General features: G+C 59.0%; 13 protein-coding genes. 8 read left to right on the forward strand and 5 right to left on the reverse strand.

Annotated features, from left to right (window positions below; translation table 11 throughout):
• Positions 1-116: 116 nt before the first annotated feature.
• Positions 117-1,232: an alanine dehydrogenase gene (gene ald / locus FTW19_RS07200; RefSeq protein WP_147650521.1), complete on the reverse strand. Its 1,116-nt coding sequence runs from the start codon at positions 1,230-1,232 to the stop codon at positions 117-119.
• A gap of 215 nt (positions 1,233-1,447) precedes the next feature.
• On the opposite strand from ald, the gene FTW19_RS07205 reads away from it, so the two are divergent.
• The 7 genes from FTW19_RS07205 to FTW19_RS07235 all read left to right on the forward strand — a co-directional run bounded on the left by FTW19_RS07205 (position 1,448) and on the right by FTW19_RS07235 (position 11,866).
• Positions 1,448-2,512, forward strand: a complete 1,065-nt coding sequence (locus FTW19_RS07205; protein ID WP_147646990.1) for a rod shape-determining protein — start codon at positions 1,448-1,450, stop codon at positions 2,510-2,512.
• A gap of 42 nt (positions 2,513-2,554) precedes the next feature.
• Positions 2,555-3,655 (forward strand): rod shape-determining protein MreC, encoded by a 1,101-nt coding sequence (mreC, locus tag FTW19_RS07210; RefSeq protein ID WP_147646991.1) that lies wholly within the window; start codon positions 2,555-2,557, stop codon positions 3,653-3,655.
• Positions 3,656-3,672: 17 nt separating this feature from the next.
• Positions 3,673-4,185, forward strand: coding sequence for a rod shape-determining protein MreD (gene mreD, locus FTW19_RS07215; RefSeq protein WP_246153626.1), 513 nt, complete (start codon positions 3,673-3,675; stop codon positions 4,183-4,185).
• 28 nt (positions 4,186-4,213) lie between these two features.
• Positions 4,214-6,118: a penicillin-binding protein 2 gene (gene mrdA, locus FTW19_RS07220; protein ID WP_246153627.1), complete on the forward strand. Its 1,905-nt coding sequence runs from the start codon at positions 4,214-4,216 to the stop codon at positions 6,116-6,118.
• Positions 6,119-6,185: 67 nt separating this feature from the next.
• Positions 6,186-7,286: a rod shape-determining protein RodA gene (gene rodA / locus FTW19_RS07225; RefSeq protein ID WP_147646993.1), complete on the forward strand. Its 1,101-nt coding sequence runs from the start codon at positions 6,186-6,188 to the stop codon at positions 7,284-7,286.
• A 432-nt stretch (positions 7,287-7,718) separates the two neighbouring features.
• Positions 7,719-10,781 carry an Rne/Rng family ribonuclease gene (locus FTW19_RS07230; RefSeq protein ID WP_147646994.1) on the forward strand — a complete coding sequence of 1,021 codons (3,063 nt, stop codon included), beginning with the start codon at positions 7,719-7,721 and terminating at the stop codon, positions 10,779-10,781.
• Between the two features lie 167 nt (positions 10,782-10,948).
• Positions 10,949-11,866: an outer membrane beta-barrel protein gene (locus FTW19_RS07235; protein WP_147646995.1), complete on the forward strand. Its 918-nt coding sequence runs from the start codon at positions 10,949-10,951 to the stop codon at positions 11,864-11,866.
• 107 nt (positions 11,867-11,973) lie between these two features.
• Here the strand turns inward: FTW19_RS07235 and FTW19_RS07240 are convergent, their stop codons facing one another.
• The 4 genes from FTW19_RS07240 to mqnC all read right to left on the reverse strand — a co-directional run bounded on the left by FTW19_RS07240 (position 11,974) and on the right by mqnC (position 16,701).
• On the reverse strand, positions 11,974-12,354 hold the full coding sequence (locus tag FTW19_RS07240) for a hypothetical protein (protein ID WP_147646996.1): 381 nt from the start codon (positions 12,352-12,354) through the stop codon (positions 11,974-11,976).
• A gap of 11 nt (positions 12,355-12,365) precedes the next feature.
• Positions 12,366-13,724, reverse strand: coding sequence for an aminopeptidase P N-terminal domain-containing protein (locus FTW19_RS07245; protein WP_147646997.1), 1,359 nt, complete (start codon positions 13,722-13,724; stop codon positions 12,366-12,368).
• A gap of 90 nt (positions 13,725-13,814) precedes the next feature.
• Positions 13,815-15,317, reverse strand: a complete 1,503-nt coding sequence (locus FTW19_RS07250) for a cellulose synthase family protein (protein WP_246153739.1) — start codon at positions 15,315-15,317, stop codon at positions 13,815-13,817.
• Between the two features lie 337 nt (positions 15,318-15,654).
• A complete protein-coding gene (gene mqnC / locus FTW19_RS07255; RefSeq protein ID WP_147646999.1) occupies positions 15,655-16,701 on the reverse strand; it encodes a cyclic dehypoxanthinyl futalosine synthase in 1,047 nt (348 codons plus the stop codon).
• A 145-nt stretch (positions 16,702-16,846) separates the two neighbouring features.
• Between mqnC and FTW19_RS07260 the strand changes: the two genes are divergently transcribed.
• Positions 16,847-17,542, forward strand: coding sequence for a hypothetical protein (locus FTW19_RS07260; RefSeq protein ID WP_147647000.1), 696 nt, complete (start codon positions 16,847-16,849; stop codon positions 17,540-17,542).
• Positions 17,543-17,659: the final 117 nt, after the last annotated feature.

Raw genomic sequence — 17,659 nt, forward strand, 5'->3', positions numbered from 1 at the left:
GAATGAATAACTTATCGATACACCGCGGGTATGAGGTAGCGAGTGTCCTGCGGGCAGGCAAGATAGAACAGCGCCGCGGGCAAAAGCACGCGGCGCTGTATGTTTATGAACCGAACCTACTGAATCAATGAGGAGATAGGGGTGTACTCGCGGCCCTGGTCCTTTGCGACCGCGCCGTAGGTGCAGTGTCCCCGGTAGGTGTTCACGCCCTCGGCGATGCCCTTGTCCTGACGGATAGCGGCCTCTGCCCCGAGCTGCGCCAGACGCATGACGTATGGGAAGGTCGCGTTGGTCAGGGCTAGCGTGCTGGTATTGGGAACGGCGGCAGGCATATTGGTCACGCAGTAGTGCACCACGCCGTTGACTTCGTAGGAGGGATCGGAGTGCGTGGTCGGGTGCGCTGTTTCAATGCATCCGCCCTGATCGATCGCCACGTCGACGATGACCGCGCCCTTCTTCATGGTGGCGACCATCTCTTTGGTGACCAGCTTGGGTGCCGCTGCTCCTGGAATGAGTACCCCGCCGACCAGCAGATCGGCCTCTGCGGCGGCGCGGGCGATGTTGTAGCTGTTGGAGGCAACCGTGGCTACCCGGCCGCCGAAGATGTCATCCAGCTCGCGCAGGCGCTGCAGCGAGAGGTCCAGGATGGTGACCTTCGCTCCCATGCCGACGGCGATCTTGGCGGCGTTGGTGCCGACGATGCCACCGCCGATGATGGTGACGTTCCCCGGAGGAACCCCCGGGACGCCTCCCAGCAGAAGACCGCGGCCGCCATGCGCTTTGGTGAGGTACTCGGCGCCCACCTGAACGGAGAGCCGCCCGGCGACCTCAGACATGGGAGTGAGCAGCGGAAGGGTGTTGAAGCGGTCGCGTACGGTCTCGTAGGCGATGCCGGTGACGTGCTTATCCAGCAGCTTCTGGGTGAGGTCCTTGAGGGGAGCCAGGTGCAGGTAGGTGAACAGCGTCAGGCCTTCGCGGAAGTGGCCGTACTCCTTTTCGACGGGCTCCTTCACCTTGACGACCATATCGGCGAGTCTCCAGGTGTCATAGGCGGAGCCAACGATCTCGGCTCCGGCGTTCTGGTAGTCGTCGTCGGGAAAAGCAGAGAGCTCGCCGGCGTTGTGTTCCACAAGTACCTTGTGGCCGGCTTCGGTGAGGGCTCGTGCACCGGCTGGGGTAACGCCGACGCGCGTTTCGTGATCCTTCACTTCTTTGGGGACGCCAATAATCATGGTGTACAACTCACTTTCCGCTTAAGGATATCAACCGGGCCACACCGTGCCGCTTTTGATGACACCTTGACAGTAGCTGTGCTTTCTTAAGCTTGTTCGCGGTATGGTGCAGATACGTTCGATCGGGCCGCGGTTTTCTTGTGATCCTCAGACCCAAAGCTGATTTTGTAGCCTTACAATGGAACTACTCTACGGATCAGGACTTCAGCTTCAAAATGTCGTCAAACGGTTTCCAGCAGCGCACATCGCGGGGGCGCACCCTCCGTTCTCTTTTCAGCCTATTTTCCAGCGATCTCGCAATCGATTTAGGCACCGCAAACACCCTGGTCTATGCCCATGGGAAGGGAATCGTTGTGAATGAACCCTCGATCGTCGCGATCAATAAGTCGACGGGTGAGGTGGAGGCTGTGGGAAAAGAGGCCAAGGAGATGCTTGGCCGTACTCCGGGCAACATTGTTGCCATCAAGCCGATGAAAGACGGTGTGATTGCCGACTTCAAGGTGACGGAGAAGATGCTGAACTACTTCATCCAGAAGGCGCATAACCGCAAGCGCATGGTGCATCCGCGCATCATCATCGGTGTGCCTTCTGAGATCACGCAGGTGGAAAAGCGTGCTGTTGAGGACTCCGCCTATCGCGCCAAGGCGAGTGAGGTCTACCTGGTCGAGCAGGCGATGGTGGCCGCGATCGGTGCAGGGCTGCCGATCACGGAGCCGGGCGGCAACATGGTTGTGGACATCGGCGGTGGAACCACGGATATCGCGGTGATCTCGCTGGCCGGTATCGTCTACTCGCGCTCGGTCCGCATGGCCGGCAACCAGATGGACGAGTCGGTGATGAACTACCTCAAGCGCAAGTACAACCTGCTTATTGGGGAACGCACCGCGGAACAGATCAAGATGGAGATCGGCTCGGCGTATCCGTTGGATAAGCCGCTGACGATGGAGATCAAGGGCCGCAACCTGATCGAAGGCGTTCCGAAGACGATTTCGATCGATGATTCAGAGATTCGTGAGGCGCTGGGCGAGTCGATCGCAACCATCATGAACGCCATCCGTGTGGCGCTGGAACGTACGCCGCCGGAGCTGTCCGCCGACATCAGCGATCGCGGTATTGTGCTGACGGGTGGCGGGGCATTGATCAAGAACCTGGACAAGCGGATTCGCGAGGAGACGGGGCTACCGGTCTCGATCGCCGACGACCCGCTGGCTTCCGTGGTTCTGGGCACGGGAAAGATGCTCTCGGACTTCAAGCTGCTTCGTAAGATTTCTATCGACTAGTCGCGGTCAAGAGGACGGCCCCTCGGGCTGGGATCTCACGTCATGGATGGGTTCTTTGCCAGGTATAGAAATGCTCTCGTACTGATTGCCGTGCTGGTGGTGTTCACCATCGGTCTGGCAGTGCAGGTGCGGCGGCCCGACTATGGCTCGCGTGAGGATGGGAAGCACGTCCGTTTCTTCCGGTACTGGGCCGTGGCCCTGGTCTCTCCCTTCGAGCGCCTGTTCCGTGCGACCGGCCAGGGTATTCGTGGGACCTGGCACAACTACATCGACTTGCGGGATGTCCGCCGGCAGAACGAGCAATTAAAGAACGATCTGAACCGCATGCGGCTGTACCAGGCCGCCATGGCGGAGGATGCCCGACAGGGCCAGCGGCTGCAGGCATTACTCGATTTCAAACAGCAGTACATCGCGAAGACGGTTGCGGCGCAGGTAATTGGCACCAGCGGGAGCGAGCAGTCGCGCGTGCTGTATATCGACAAGGGCATCGCAGACGGCCTGAAGCCGGATATGGCGGTAATTACCCCGGATGGCATTGTGGGCAAACTGCGTGACGTCTTTCAGCACTCGGCGCAGGTTCTGCTGATCAGCGATACAACCTCCGGCGCCGGTGTTGTGCTGGAGACAACGCGAATCCGCGGCGTGCTTCGCGGTACGACCGATGGACGGCTCCGTATTCTGGATGTGCTGCCTGACAGCCGCATCAAGCCGGGCGAACCTGTGCTGACCAGCGGCGGCGACCAGGTTTTTCCCCGTGGTTTGAAGGCCGGTGTGGTGGAAAACATTGGCCAGGATCGCAACTATGCACTGGTGACGGTGAAGCCCACGGCGAACCTCGCGCGGCTTGAAGAGGTCCTGGTCGTAGTGGAGAAGGGTGCGGTCGCTCCGGAGCAGGTGGCCTCCACGGAGGATGAACCAGAGACCGGAGCGCGCGGAGAGCATCTACCCCAGTTGAAGCCCGAGACTCCCGACGAAGTGGCGAAGAATGCGAAGGAAGCTCCGCTGCCGCGACCTACGCCGGCTATTCGCCAGGACACGTACAGTCCCGGGGCCACGCCGTCGGCTGCGACGCTGACGCCGGGTGCGCGTCATGACAATGCTGCCCCTGCTCCGTCTACAGAAGCAGGCGGTGACCAGCACTGATGGCCGCCTTGGGAAGGATGTACAGCTCCCGCCGGGAGATGGATGAGCATGTCTTCCATCCTGCGGTCAGTCTTCTGGTGCCGCTGGTTGCTGTGTTTGCCGGGGCGTATCTGCCGAAGCTGGCCCCCTGGTTGATGATTCTGGACCTGCCGTTGGTGGTGGTGATCTTTTTCGCGGTAGCGCGGCGCAGTCCGATCTCTGGCGTGATGACGGGGGCTCTGGTCGGCGTGTTGCAGGACCTGCTGCTGAACCAGCCGATCGGCATCAACGGCATGGTCAAGGCGGTAGTGGGATATGTGGCGGCGTCGATCAGCCTGCGCGTGGATGTGGATGCGCTGCCAACGCGCGTGGTGATGAACTTCAGCTTCTGCCTGTTGCAGAGCCTGATGTTGCTGGGGATCTATCAGTGGCTGTTGCAGGACGCGAATGTGCATACGAGCTGGCTGCATGAGTTGTTGCGTGCGGGAGTAAATACGGTGGTGGCGATCCCCCTGTTTTTCCTCCTGGACTACGCGAAACAGAGCGCATAGTAGGAAGAGAATCTGGAGAACGGAAGCGATGATGGAGGAGGAGAAGCTAACAGCCCGCGAGGAGAAGGTCTCCCCGCTGAAGCTGAACTCGGTGCAGTATGTCGTCGCCCTGCTTCTGGTGGTGCTGCTCGCCGGGTTGTGGCGGCTGCAGGTCGTCAGCGCGGACAACTACCGCGTGCTGGCCGAACAGAACCGCGTCCGCAAGGTTCCCATCATGGCGCCGCGGGGCAAGATCTTCGATCGCGAAGGCCGCCTGCTGGTGGACAACTATGCCTCCATCTCCTGCTACCTGCTGCGCGAGCCTGCCCGCGACTGGGACGCTGACCTTCCCATGATTGCCCAGGGCCTGCACATGACTGTCGACCAGATCCAGTATGTGTTGCGCCGCTATCAGTTTGCCCCGAAGTATCAGCCGATTCCGCTCAAGCAGGATCTTTCCCCGGACGAGGTTGCGTTTATTGAGGCGCACCGCAATGAGTTGCCGGAGCTGGAGACCCTGGACGAACAGCGCCGCCTCTATCCCAATGGAGGCTTCGCCGCGCACCTGATCGGGTATGTGGGTGAGATCAGCGAGAACGACCTTAACAAAGAGAAGTATGCCTTCTATCAGGCCGGCGACGTGGTTGGGAAGTCGGGCGTGGAAGCGACCTATGACGCTGTGCTGCGCGGTACGGACGGATCCCGCGATGTGGTGGTCGATAGCCGGGGCCGCGAGGTCGGCCAGCTCGGCCAGCAGGATCCTGTCCCCGGTAAGGACCTCAGGCTGAGCATCGATCTGGATGTGCAGATGGCCGCAGAGAAGGCGCTGGAAGGTAAGACTGGAGCTATCGTCGCCATGGATCCCCATACGGGCGAGATCCTCGCCATGGTCTCCCGTCCCACCTATGACCCGAATCAGTTTGCAGTGCGGCTGACGAAGGAATATTGGAACAAGATTCTGAACGACCCCGACCACCCAATGATGAATAAGACCATCCAGGCACAGCTCGCGCCGGGGTCCACCTTCAAGATCATCATGTCTTATGCCGGCCTGGAAGAGGGAGTCGCCCAGGATATGCACGTGAACTGTGCCGGGGGCGGGACCTTCTTCGGCCACTTCTTTGCCTGCGATAAGCACCACGGCGGTGTGGACATCTACCATGCCATTCCCTGGAGCTGCGATACCTTCTACTACACGCTGGCGGAGCGGCTGCAGATCGATACGATTGCGAAGTATGCGACCGCAGTCGGCATCAGCCAGAAGACGGGCATCGATCTTCCAGATGAGGCTACAGGCACCATGCCATCAACGGCATGGAAACTGAAGAACTTCCACGACAAGTGGTACGCCGGTGAAGTGATCTCGGTCGGCATCGGCCAGGGCGCTGTTCAGGCCTCGCCCATTCAGCTTGCGCGGGCGTTGAGCGGCCTTGCCTCCGGTGGAGCTCTGAAGCGGCCACATGTCATTCTGGACGGCCAGATTTCGCAGCAGTATCAGCAGGCGATTCTGGATACCTATGCAGGCAGCGGTGAGAAGCAGGTCAGTCTCAAGACCGAGAACTGGCAGATCATCACCGACGCTATGGCCGAGACCCTGAATTCCGGGACAGCCGCTGCGTCGCATCTGGAAGGTGTGGACTTTGCCGGGAAGACAGGCACCGCGCAGGTGATGAGCCACGCGGCTCTGGCCAGGAGTGGTGGCGGCCATAAGACAGTTCCCAATGCCTGGTTTGTAGGAATGACTCCGCGGCGGAACCCGGACATTGTGGTTGCCGTTCTGTGGGAGAACGGCGATTGGGGAGCCAACGCCGCCAAGCTGGGCGCGCAGGTAGTGAACACCTTCGTGGAAAAACAGCGGAAGAAGGCCGGGAACCTGATGAAGGTTGCCGAAGCTCCGAAACCGGCCACACCGCTGGAGAATGCCGCAAAGAAAGAAGAGCCTGTTACGAACTAGTGCGGAGGCCGTTCATTGCCTTCATGCTGCCACTGCTGGATACCGTTACACTGAAACTGCCTGATTCATGCGCCGTTTTTCTTCGTTCCGTGACTTTGACTGGGTTCTCCTTGGCTTCGTGCTCCTGCTGAGCGTGATCTCAGTCCTCGAGATCTATTCTGCGACGATGCACACGAAGTTCCACGGCTTTGAGAAGAAGCAGCTTGAGTACCTCGCCGTTGGCCTGGTGCTGATGTTTATCGTCTCGCTGATCGACTACCACCAATTGCTGGAGATTGTTCCCTGGGCGTACGGTACCAGTATTCTTTCGCTTGTCGCCGTGGCGGCGGTGGGCACCAGGGTGCTCGGAGCGAAGCGGTGGATCAAGTTCCCCGGTGGCATTCATTTCCAGCCGAGTGAATGGATCAAGCTGGTGCTGGTTGTGGCGGTGGCAAGGTATTTCTGGAGCCTGGGCGGCCGGGATCTGACCTGGAAAGACATCGGTAAGGCCTTCCTGCTGGTGGGCATTCCCATGCTGATGGTACTGAAGCAGCCTGACCTGGGAACGGCCCTCACTTACTCACCGATCCTGATCTGCGGTCTGTTTCTGGGCGGCATCCGGTTCAAGCAGGCTGCCATCCTCATCCTGGGATTTCTGCTGCTGGTCGGTGGCGTGTGGAGGACCGGGAAACTGCTGAAACCCTACCAGAAGGCCCGTCTGACCAACTTTATTAATCCGGATAACGACCCCAAGGGCTCCGGTTACCAGATCCGCCAGTCCCTGATCGCCGTCGGATCGGGAGGTGTCTGGGGCAAAGGCGCGACGAAGGGAACGCAGACGCAGGGAGACTTCCTCCCTATTCCCTATACCGACTTCATCTTTGCCGCCTTCTGCGAGGAGCACGGGTTTGTGGGCGCCCTGGGGGTGCTGCTGCTTTACTTTCTGATCCTGATGCGGCTGATCCAGAACGCCCAGACGGCTCCAGATCCACCGGGAACGTTCATCGTGATGGGTATCGTGGCGATCATCATCTTCCAGATGGCGGTCAATATCGGCATGGTGATCGGATTCATGCCGGTGACGGGAATTCCGCTGCCGCTGATGAGCTATGGCGGATCGTCGGTGCTGTTCACCTTCATGGCGCTGGGGATTGTGATGAACGTGCGGATGCGGCGGTTTGTGAACTGAAATCCCGCGAAGATTAAAGGCCGATTTAGACGCGGCACCCGGGATAGTGCATACTATGGGCAGGACCTGCCCGAGGCGAGACTTCCGGCAGACGGCCTACAGCCGTCCTAGCGGCGCTACGTGAGCGCGGGCGGCAAACAAAGATTTTATGTGATTCCGGCCAGGCGAAGACCATTCCGCCCGCTGGACAGGATTGAAGAAGAAGCGATGAACGTACACGGACCGCGAACGGCCGCACCTCAAATCGAGGCAGCACAGGTCACAAAATCCGTCTGCGTTTTCCCGGTTGTAATCCCCTCAATGTCAGTTTCAACACACTTCGGGGCTCCCCCAGGACGGGGCGGGCACGGGGCGAGGGCGTAGCACGGGTTTTTCTCCTTTCCTGTTCGGCAGGTAATTGATTCGCCTGGTCTTAGAAGAAAGAGACCAGATATGTCGAAGGAAATTTTTATCTCCTCAACGCCGCATGAAACGCGGCTGGCCATCGTGGAAAACGAGGCGCTTTCGGAGATCTACTACGAGCGCGAGAACGAATACACCCTCGCCGGCTCCATCTACAAAGGCAAAGTAACCCGCGTTCTACCCGGTATGCAGTCGGCGTTTGTCGACATCGGACTTGAGCGCGATGCCTTCCTCTACATCACCGATTTTCTGGAAGAGACTCCGGATTCAGAAGAGTTTGAGACAGAAGGCAGTGCTACGCCCGTTGAGAATGGCGCCGGTTCCGGAGACCAGCGGGAGCGTGGCGGCCGCCGCCGTGGCCGTGGCCGCCGTGGGCGGGATCGTGGAGAGCGCGGTGGTGAACAGCAGGGCGGGCAGGAGGCTGTTCCAACGGGCGAGACCCTGGTCCTTGAGGGCGGTTTTGGCGAGGAAGAGACCATTGAGATTACCGGGTCCGCAGACCAGGGAGAGGTCGAGGAGCGTCCCGCCGAGGATCAGGGAGAGGGTGGCAGCCGCCGCTGGCGTGGCCGTCGTGGACGCCGCCGTGGCCGTGGACGCCGCGAAGAGTCGCAGACGCTCAGTGGAGAGCCACGCTCTGAGTACGAGTCCGATCCGGTGGAGTTTGAGCCTGAGGCGCATCCGGCGGAGCAGCCAGAGCCCACAGCTCAGGTAGCCGCCGATCTGGAAGCTCCGTTTATCCTCCCGGGCGAATCGCTCTCGAAGTATCGCCGCGGGGAGGAAGCAGCCGCTGCCGCAGTCGAGGAGAAGCCCGTGCCGGCTGCCCCTGTAATCTCGGGTGTGGCGAAGCCCGCAACGCTGGTGGAGGTGATCGACACTACCGGCTGGGATGGTGGATTTGCGCTTCCTGGCGAGTCGTTGAGCCGCCGCCGTAGTGCCCCGCAGGCCGCTGCTCCCGTTGTACCGGTTGCTGCGGTCGTTGAAGAGGTCCCGGTGGTTGCCGAGCAGCCTGCCGAGGTTCTGGGGACGGCGACGGATCTGGAGTTTGCTCCAGCCGCCGCAGAGGCTCAGGAAGTGGCCCAGGCTGACCCGGTTGAGGAAGCTGCAGCAGTGGAGCAGAAGTCTGAGGAGCCGGTAACGCCAGCGGAGTATGAGCCCACCGAGGGTTCGGTGTCGTTCCGTGTGGATGCCGGCCAGAGCGAGTTTCGCCAGAAGGCGGAGCCGGAGTTTGAAGAAGAGGTGATGGTTGAGGAGGCTGCGGCGGAGGAGAATTCCGCGGTTGAGCATGCCTTTACCACGTTGCAGCCGACCGGCGAGATGATCTCCGAAGTGGAGACGCCGGAGGTTCCATCCTCTCCCATCGAGCATGAGGCTGCCGTGCAGTCGGTGACTCTGGCGGAAGCGGAGCATCCGGTAACACCGGTGGAAGCAGCTACGGTCGAGTCATCTGTCGTCGAGGCACTGCATGAGGGCGAGTTCGAGGAAGAACTGATCGACGAAGACGAGTACGAGTTCGAGCCTCTGGCGATGCATACGGCCGATGAGGAATATCTCGAGGACGACCTGGAAGAGGAGACGCTGGAAGGCGCCGCGGATCTGGGTACGATGCTCCGCGATATGTCCATCGACGAGGCGACACAGACTGAGGAAGAAGAAGGGGAAGAGGAGCAGGATGAGCCTCTGATCGAAGGCGAGTTCGAAGAGACGTCTGAGGATGAGGGTTCCTCGGAAGAAGAGACAGAAGAGGTAGCGGCTGAAGGTGAGGCACAGCCCCGCCGTGAGCGTGGAGGACGGCGCGACCGTCGTGGACGCAGCGGGCGAGACCGCGACCGTGGCCGGGATCGTGGACGTGGCGGACGTGGTCCGAGCCGGGCCTCGATGCAGACCACCAACCTGCCGGCGATCAGCGATCTGCTGAAGCCGGGACAGGAGATCCTGGTGCAGATTGCCAAGGAGCCGATCGCGAAGAAGGGTGCGCGCATCACTTCGCACATCGCCCTTCCCGGCCGCTTCCTGGTCTTCATGCCCACGGTCAACCATGTGGGGGTTTCCCGCAAAATCTCGAGTGACGAGGAGCGCCGCCGCCTCAAGCAGGTACTGCTGAGCGAAAAGGCCGAGGCGACTGGCGGGTTTATCGTGCGTACGGCTGCGGATGGCGCCAGTGAGCAGGAGCTGCGTAGCGATCTCCGCTTCCTCATCAACCTCTGGAACGATATCAAGGGGCGGTCGGATTCCTCGAAGTCGCCAGCGCTGATCTATCACGACCTGAACCTGGTAGAGCGCATTTTGCGTGACCAAGTAACGGATAACTTCTCCCATATCTGGGTTGATAGCGAGACCGAGTATGAGCGTGTGTTGCGCTTCCTGCAGCGCTTCGAGCCTTCGCTGATTCGCCGGGTGAAGCTCTACAGCAAGGAAACACCGCTATTTGAGCAGTTCGGTATCTCGGAGGAGATCAACAAGGCGCTGCGTTCGAAGGTGTGGCTGAAGTCAGGCGGATCGATCGTGATCAACCAGACTGAGGCTCTGGTGGCCATCGATATCAACACCGGCAAGTACGTTGGTAAGACGGCCCGCCTGGAAGACACCATCGTGAAGACGAACCTCGATGCTATTCCGGAGATCGTGCGGCAGATTCGCCTGCGCGATCTTGGCGGCATCATCGTGATCGACTTTATCGACATGGATGAGCGTAAGAACCGGCAGAAGGTGCTGACCGCGCTCGAAGAAGAGCTGAAGAACGATCGTGCTCCTTCGAAGGTGCTACAGTTCAACGATTTTGGCTTGGTGGCAATCACCCGTAAGCGTGTGAAGCAGTCGCTGGAGCGCACTCTGAGCACGCAGTGCTCCATCTGCACCGGCACGGGCATGGTGAAGTCACCGGTCACGGTCGCTAACGAAATCTACATCGAGATGCGCAAAATGTACCGCCATATCGAGAAGGGCGACATCATGTTGCGTGTGCATCCGGAGGTCGTCAAGCAGTTGAAGACCAACAATGCAAGCTGGCTGCATGAGATGGAAGAGCTCACGGGCAAGACCATCCTGGTGAAGAGCGATCCGAGCCTTCATCCGGAGCAGTTCGACATCCACTAATCATATGGAAGAGGCGGGTCCTGTGTTGCTGACGCAGGACCCGCTTTCCTTTTGTGACGAATCCATTTGTCGTCGAAGAGCGTCCTACACAACAACCGGAAAAAACCGGTGTCTGAACAGGCTGAGGGCGGTTCCTCCCCGTCCTTTTGAACAAGGAGCGTATGTACATGCTGATGAGCACTGAGTTTACCGGCCGGCGCATGGCGCGGATCGTAGGTTTATTTGCCTTGGCGGCTGGTTCATTGGTTGCGAAGGCGCAAAGTGCGAGCGAACCGAAGCTGGATCTTACTCCGACTCTCCCTTCGCTCAATGAGTACCTGCACGACACGACGCCGTCAGCGTCTTATAGCTCGTCAGTCGTGGCTTCGGTAGAACCGGAGATGAACTTCTCCAGCGAGATGCAGCCGCCACCGCGCCGTCAGTACGGCCGTCCGCGCTATAACGACCGGAATCATAATCCTGATGGATCGAACCGGTACACCTTTATGGTGGGCGGAGGTTTCGTTTCGCCTGTCGGCTCCACAAGCAACTATCAGACGATCGGCTGGAAGATTGCTGTAGGCGGCGGAGTGAACTTCAACAAGTACTTCGGCGTGCTGCTGCAGTACGACTATGACCGGATGAATATCCCGAGCTACATCCTGCGGAAGATGATCTCGGATTATTCGGCGATCGGTTTCGATGCGACCGGCCTCGATGGCAATACACATCTCTGGTCGATTACGCTGAACCCGATTATTACCTTCATGCAGGATGAGTCTTCCAGCGCTTATGTTACGGGCGGCGGTGGTTTCTACCGGAAGGTAACGAACTTTACTCTGCCTCAGGTCGGCTATTACTGCGACTACTTCTACGGTTGCTACCCAGTTCAATCCAACCAGACCTTCGATCACTATTCGAACAATGCTGGTGGCGTGAATATCGGTTTGGGCTTCACGCACAAACTGTCTCACTACAGCAACCAGAAGCTGTTTGCGGAGGCGCGCTATACATGGGTGGACAACCAGCCCAATAACAACATCTATTACACCCCGAACAACTACCGTACGAGCTATATCCCGGTGACGTTCGGCTTGCGTTGGTAGAGTATGCAGCTTGCTTGAAAGCCGTGAGCGAAGGCTCTCGGCTTTTGGCTTTAACGGTAGAAGGTGGGTGGACAAGACGGAGCGTCTGATCCGCTGATTTACAACCTCTAGAGAGCCAGGCAGAGAGCAGTACCGCCGGCGATGCCGAGGGCTGCAAGCAATGTCTGACCGATCCTCGAACGATTCAGTTGTCCTGTGTTGGTAAAGACGATGTAGCTGACCGTTAGAAGCAGAATTCCTGCGGGCAGAAAGGTCTGGTAGCTCTTGTTGACCGGAGACAGGACTGTGGCCACATATCCTCCAGCGAAGCCGCATACCGCCCAGAGGAGCGCATGCAAGGTCGTATAGGCGCTGGTGAAACGGCCCTTCTGCATCACGAAGGTCGGCATCAGCGATGTGATGACAAATGTGACGATGAGATACGCGAGAATAACGGCAAAGTATCCAGCCAGTACCGCAACAGCCATGAAAAGTATGGGCTTAGTCATCGTTTTCGATCCTATCTCATTCCCGCTTCTACGCTGTTTGTGTCAACGGGGAGGTTCGTAGTGAGGTTTACCAGTTTGCCGTCTGCATCGACGTAGTAGGTATCTTCGATGCGAATACCGATCTTTTCTTCTGGGATATAGATACCAGGCTCGATAGTAAAGACATTTCCCTTGTCGAGCGGTTTGGCAGGGTCATAGGGATCATGTACGTTGATGCCGACGTGATGGCCTAGTCCATGCAGGAAGTACTTGCCGAGAGGTTCGCCGTGTAGATCTTTGCCATGGGTGTTGATGTACTCGTAGGCGATCTTGTCGAGCGTGTCGGTAACTTCGGGGCCTCGTTGGTTGACGCTGCCGAGTCGCATCTTGCCGGCGACGAAGGCCGCAGCGGCTGCGCGGTGGGCTCCCAGGACAATCTCATAGAGTTCCCGCTGCCGCGGTGTGAACTTGCCTCCAATGGGCATGGTGCGGGTGATATCGGAGGCGTACATGGAGTACTCGCAGGCGGCGTCGATAACAACGACATCGCCCTTCTCCATCGTGGCTTCATTGGAGGAGTAGTGCAGCGTCGTGGAGTTGATGCCGCTGCCGACGATGGGAGCATAGGAAGGGCGTTCGCATCCGCCCTCCAGCATCTTCGCAAGCTCCAGGCCGGCAATGGTGCGTTCGCGCACACCGGGTCTGATGGCTTTCATGCCGGCTTTTTGTGCCGCGGCAGAAGCTACGGCAGCTTTGCGCAGCAGATCGATCTCGGCGTCAGACTTAACCATGCGCTGCGGAATAAGCAGCGGACGTACCTCTTTTGCCGAAAGTCCCGAGTTGCCGAGCGTAGTCCCTGTGAACTCCACGGCAGCATGGGCGGAAGGCATATCAGTCTGGGTGAACAGACTGGAGGCACGGCGGCGATCTTCAGCAAGAAAGCTGCCCAGGACCTGTGGCAGCGAGGACATGGACATGACCTCGGCGAAGCCGGTCTTTTCGGTGACGTCCTTGGTGGCGGCGTCCATCTTGGTGCCGGTGTACTTCTCCGTCACCAGGTTGCGGGCCGGCAGAAAGAGGACCTCGCGATAACTGTGCTCGGGAATCTGTGTTCCGAGCCGGTCTATGGAAGCCGGCCCCGCGCTGATGATGAGGAGAGCCGCACCAGGCTCGTTCCAGCCGGAGAGATAGTAGAAGTCCTCATCCTGCCGGTACGGCATAAAGTCCAGTTGCGGTTCTTCGGCGGCGAAGAGCAGAGCCGCGCCGCCCTTCAGCTTCTCGGCGAGAGCGATGCGGCGCTGACGGTACTCGGACTGAGGAACGGAGTCCAGAGCGTGAGCGACGGTGGCGGCGAGCAGAAGGAACAGGGCAGCAAGATGCGGCTTACGCATAGGTCTCATAAGCAATCCATGAAGATTGAAGCGTCAGTGAGCGAGGTGGTACATCAACGTGCGTGAAAACAGCGATAGAGCGAAATCCTACTAAATGCCCACTGGATACGGCTTTTCGTGTATCTCTGAGCTGCTGCCGGCTGCCAGCCTGTCGAAACGCCCTTGAAGCAGGCTGAGCAGACCCGTGTACCAGTAACCCAGAACGAAGAGAAGAAGGAAGGGCACGGTGAAGTAGTTTTCGCTTTCGACGGCATACCAGACGGTGAAGGCGAAGTAGCATCCGAGCGCCAGCTCGATCCAAGGAATGACGCCGAGGCGCTTGCGGTACTTCTGTGCCTTGTTCTTCTCGCCCTTCTTCTGGACGCGGTACTTCGGGGTGCGTGCAAAGGCCGACTTCATGCCGAAGAGAGCCTCCATCACTGCCTTAGTGTTGGTAATGGTGAGGCCGACGCCGAGCGCCATCAGGAAGGGCAGATAGAGGAAGGTGCGGTACCAGGTCTTGGGGAAGAGTTCCTTCTGGCTGACCAGATAGAAGCTGGAGATCGAGAAGGTGCTGGCCATGAACAGAGGGAAGTCGATGAGCAGCATCTGAATATAGCCCTGCCAGCTACGGATAATCATGGCGGGCATCAGCAGCGTGGAAAGGATGATCATCAGCGGATAGCTGATGTTGGCCGTCAGGTGATACCAGGCTTCCAGCTTGGTGTGGAAGGGAGCGTCTGACTTGAGAACGCGCGGAAGAATCTTCTTGCCGGTCTGGATGAGGCCTTTGGCCCAGCGTGCCTGCTGGGTCTTGAAGGCAGTCATCTCAATGGGGAGCTCGGCAGGGCACTCAACATCCTGCAGGTACTTGAAGTGCCAGCCCTTCAACTGGGCGCGGTAGCTGAGGTCAGTGTCTTCCGTGAGTGTGTCGTGTTGCCAGCCACCGGCCTCGTCGATGGCGGTACGGCGCCACATGCCAGCGGTGCCGTTGAAGTTGAAGAAGACGTTGGCGCGATGGCGGCCGCCGTGTTCCAGAACGAAGTGACCGTCGAGCAGAATGGCTTCCACCTGGGTGAGGAAGCTGTAGTTTCGATTAAGGTGGGTCCAGCGGGTCTGCACCATGCCGACATTGGGCTCGGCGAAGTGATGAATCACCTTCGTCAGCCAGTCGCTAGGCGGCACGAAGTCGGCGTCGAAGATGGCGACCAGTTCGCCTTTGGCGCTCTTCAGGCCGGCATCGAGCGCCCCGGCCTTGTAGCCATAGCGATTCTCGCGGTGATGGAAGCTGATGGGCTGCGGCGGCATGCCCGGGAACCCCTCGGCATAACGGCGGACGATCTGCTCGGCGACCTCTTTGGTCTCGTCGGTGGAGTCGTCGAGAAGCTGGATCTCGAAGCGATCACGAGGGTAATCCAGCTTGCAGCAGGCGTCGATCAGCCGGTCAATGACGTACTGCTCATTGAAGGTGGGAAGCTGGATGGTGACGAAGGGGAGTTCGTCCTCGGGGAACCGCGATGGGGGCTCGCTCGATTTAGCGGCGTTCTTGCGGTGCTTGTAATAGAGATAAACGAGCTGATAGCGGTGGATGCCATAGAAGGCGAGGATCACCATGACGATGAAGTAGGGCGCAAGGAGCCAGGTATCGAAGGCGTTCCAGCGATAAAGGGTGCCGTACTGACGAAAGGTGTTGTCCCAGTAATGAGACCGGACGTAGTGGCCGAGGCCTTTCGGGGCCAGGAGCAGGCTCGCAATCAGGTTGAGATAGGCGATCAAGGGTCTGAAAACTCGAAGAAAACTATTGTTTGATCTTACTTGAGCGCAGGCAGAGATGTCCGTAGTGAGATTGTTAGGATTTGACGCATGCCGGCGCTTGAGAAGAAGAACACTCGGCGGGCGATCCTGGCCCTGCTGAGCCTGGGGTATTCTCCGCTATGAAGGCGGGTGCAGATTAGTTCAGAAACATGGTCTGGTAGAGAGTGTCGCGCTGGACCGGGCGGAAACCGGCGTCGCGGATGATGCGGCGAAGTTCCTCTTCGGTGGTGCAATTGGCCGTTCCAGCGGCCTTCACGACATTTTCTTCCAGCATGACGGAACCGACGTCATTTCCGCCAAAGCGCAGGCCCATCTGCAGGACTTTCAGTCCCTGCGTGACCCAGCTCGACTGCACATTTTCGATGTTATCCAGGAACATGCGGCTGATGGCGAGGGTCTTCAGGTATTCGACCGAAGTGGCTTCGTCCCAGCCGCGGCCGCCGAGAGCGGTGTTCTTCGGCTGGAAGCTCCAGGGGATGAAGGCGGTGAATCCGCCGGTCTCTTCCTGCAGGCGGCGCACGACCTCAAAGTGGTTCACACGCTGTTCAAAGGTTTCGCCGACACCGAACATCATGGTGGCGGTGGTGCGCATGCCGAGCTCGTGGGCAGTACGGTGGACGCTGACCCAGTCCTCAGTCCTGCACTTCAGGCGGGCGATGCGGTGGCGCACCTCATCGTCGAGAATCTCAGCGCCGCCGCCGGGGATGGACTGCAGGCCTGCGTCGCGCAGACGCATGATGGTGTCGCGCAGAGAGAGCTCAGAGTATTCGGCGATGGCCAGAATTTCGCTGGCGGAGAGGCAGTGCAGCCAGATCTGGGGAAAGCGCTCCTTGATGCCACGGAACAGGGACTCAAACCATTCGATCTTCAGGTCGGGGTGAATGCCTCCCTGCATCAGCACACCAGTGCCGCCCATCTCCACGGTTTCGGCGATCTTCTGGTAGATGGTCTCGAAGTCGAGGATGTAGCCCTCGCTTGCGAGTTTGCCCTTCAGGGGCCGGTAGAAGGCGCAGAAGGTGCAATATTCCGTGCAGAAGTTGGTGTAGTTGATATTGCGGTCGATGATGTAGCTCACGATGCCGTGAGGATGCAGCTTGCGGCGTACGGCGTCGGCTTCCATGCCGATGCCGATCAGATCGTCCGAGCGGAAGCATTCCAGGGCCTGTTCGCGAGTGATTCCCATATCTCCTTAAGGATAGCGCAGGGATGGGCGGGACGCCGGAATGGTTTGGCCATGCTGGATTTTTGCCGAATGATAACCGAATGCCCGCTGGCGCGTCTCAGCAGGAGCCTGCTAGGCTTTTCCCGCGGAAAAAGGAGACCTCGTAATGAAGTGTACCCAGATTGCAGTCATGTTGATGGTGCTCGGCGGTGTTGCCGTGGCACAGGGCCCGCCACAGGACGCGAACCGTAAAGTAGAGCATGGTGGTATCTTCGTGCCCGGATGGAAGGGCGTGGTCGATGATCTCTCCGCAAAGCGCGGCGAGACGATTGAGAACTCACGGCTGGCGATGGACGGCAAGAATCTGCATGTGACGACCGGACCGGCGACGACCTACTGGAACGTCTCCGATATGGCGAAGGGCGATTACACCGTCTCGGCGACCTTTCGCGAGCCGCACTACATGAACCTGAACGACCACCCTCATCCCTACGGCATCGTGATCGGCGCGAACGACATGGGAACGGAAAACCAGAGCTTCCTCTATTGCGCGGCATATGGCAGCGGAAAGTTCATCGTGCGCGGCATGGGACCGGGACCGTTCCAGATGAACGGACGTACAGGGCAGGAGAACGAGGCGGTACACAAGGCGGCGGCTAAGGACGCCGAGGTAGTCCAGCAGATCTCCATGCAGGTTAAGGGCGACACCGTGAGCTGCAGCATCAACGGCACGCAGGTCTGGTCGGCCAGCAAGACCGACGTAATGGCCTCCGGCAAGCTGAAGTCCACGGACGGAGCGTATGGCATACGCTCCGCACACAACACCGAGGTAGAGGTCATCGATCTGAAGCTCTCGAAGTAAGCAGTAGTTTTGCAAACAACGCCCGGCATTGTGCCGGGTGTTTGTTTTTAAAGCGCTGCATTCAATTGAGGTATTCGCGTGAGCGAATTTGTTGAAAGCTCTTTCGTTCATTCGGCT

The sequence above is a fragment of the Terriglobus albidus genome, assembly GCF_008000815.1.
GTDB lineage: Bacteria > Acidobacteriota > Terriglobia > Terriglobales > Acidobacteriaceae > Terriglobus > Terriglobus albidus_A.

Coding starts and splice junctions, on each gene's coding strand:
- ald (WP_147650521.1), bottom strand. CDS start 1,232: ATGATTATTGGCGTCCCCAAAGAAGTGAAGGATCACGAAACGCGCGTC.
- FTW19_RS07205 (WP_147646990.1), top strand. CDS start 1,448: ATGTCGTCAAACGGTTTCCAGCAGCGCACATCGCGGGGGCGCACCCTC.
- mreC (WP_147646991.1), top strand. CDS start 2,555: ATGGATGGGTTCTTTGCCAGGTATAGAAATGCTCTCGTACTGATTGCC.
- mreD (WP_246153626.1), top strand. CDS start 3,673: ATGTACAGCTCCCGCCGGGAGATGGATGAGCATGTCTTCCATCCTGCG.
- mrdA (WP_246153627.1), top strand. CDS start 4,214: ATGATGGAGGAGGAGAAGCTAACAGCCCGCGAGGAGAAGGTCTCCCCG.
- rodA (WP_147646993.1), top strand. CDS start 6,186: ATGCGCCGTTTTTCTTCGTTCCGTGACTTTGACTGGGTTCTCCTTGGC.
- FTW19_RS07230 (WP_147646994.1), top strand. CDS start 7,719: ATGTCGAAGGAAATTTTTATCTCCTCAACGCCGCATGAAACGCGGCTG.
- FTW19_RS07235 (WP_147646995.1), top strand. CDS start 10,949: ATGCTGATGAGCACTGAGTTTACCGGCCGGCGCATGGCGCGGATCGTA.
- FTW19_RS07240 (WP_147646996.1), bottom strand. CDS start 12,354: ATGACTAAGCCCATACTTTTCATGGCTGTTGCGGTACTGGCTGGATAC.
- FTW19_RS07245 (WP_147646997.1), bottom strand. CDS start 13,724: ATGCGTAAGCCGCATCTTGCTGCCCTGTTCCTTCTGCTCGCCGCCACC.
- FTW19_RS07250 (WP_246153739.1), bottom strand. CDS start 15,317: ATGGTGATCCTCGCCTTCTATGGCATCCACCGCTATCAGCTCGTTTAT.
- mqnC (WP_147646999.1), bottom strand. CDS start 16,701: ATGGGAATCACTCGCGAACAGGCCCTGGAATGCTTCCGCTCGGACGAT.
- FTW19_RS07260 (WP_147647000.1), top strand. CDS start 16,847: ATGAAGTGTACCCAGATTGCAGTCATGTTGATGGTGCTCGGCGGTGTT.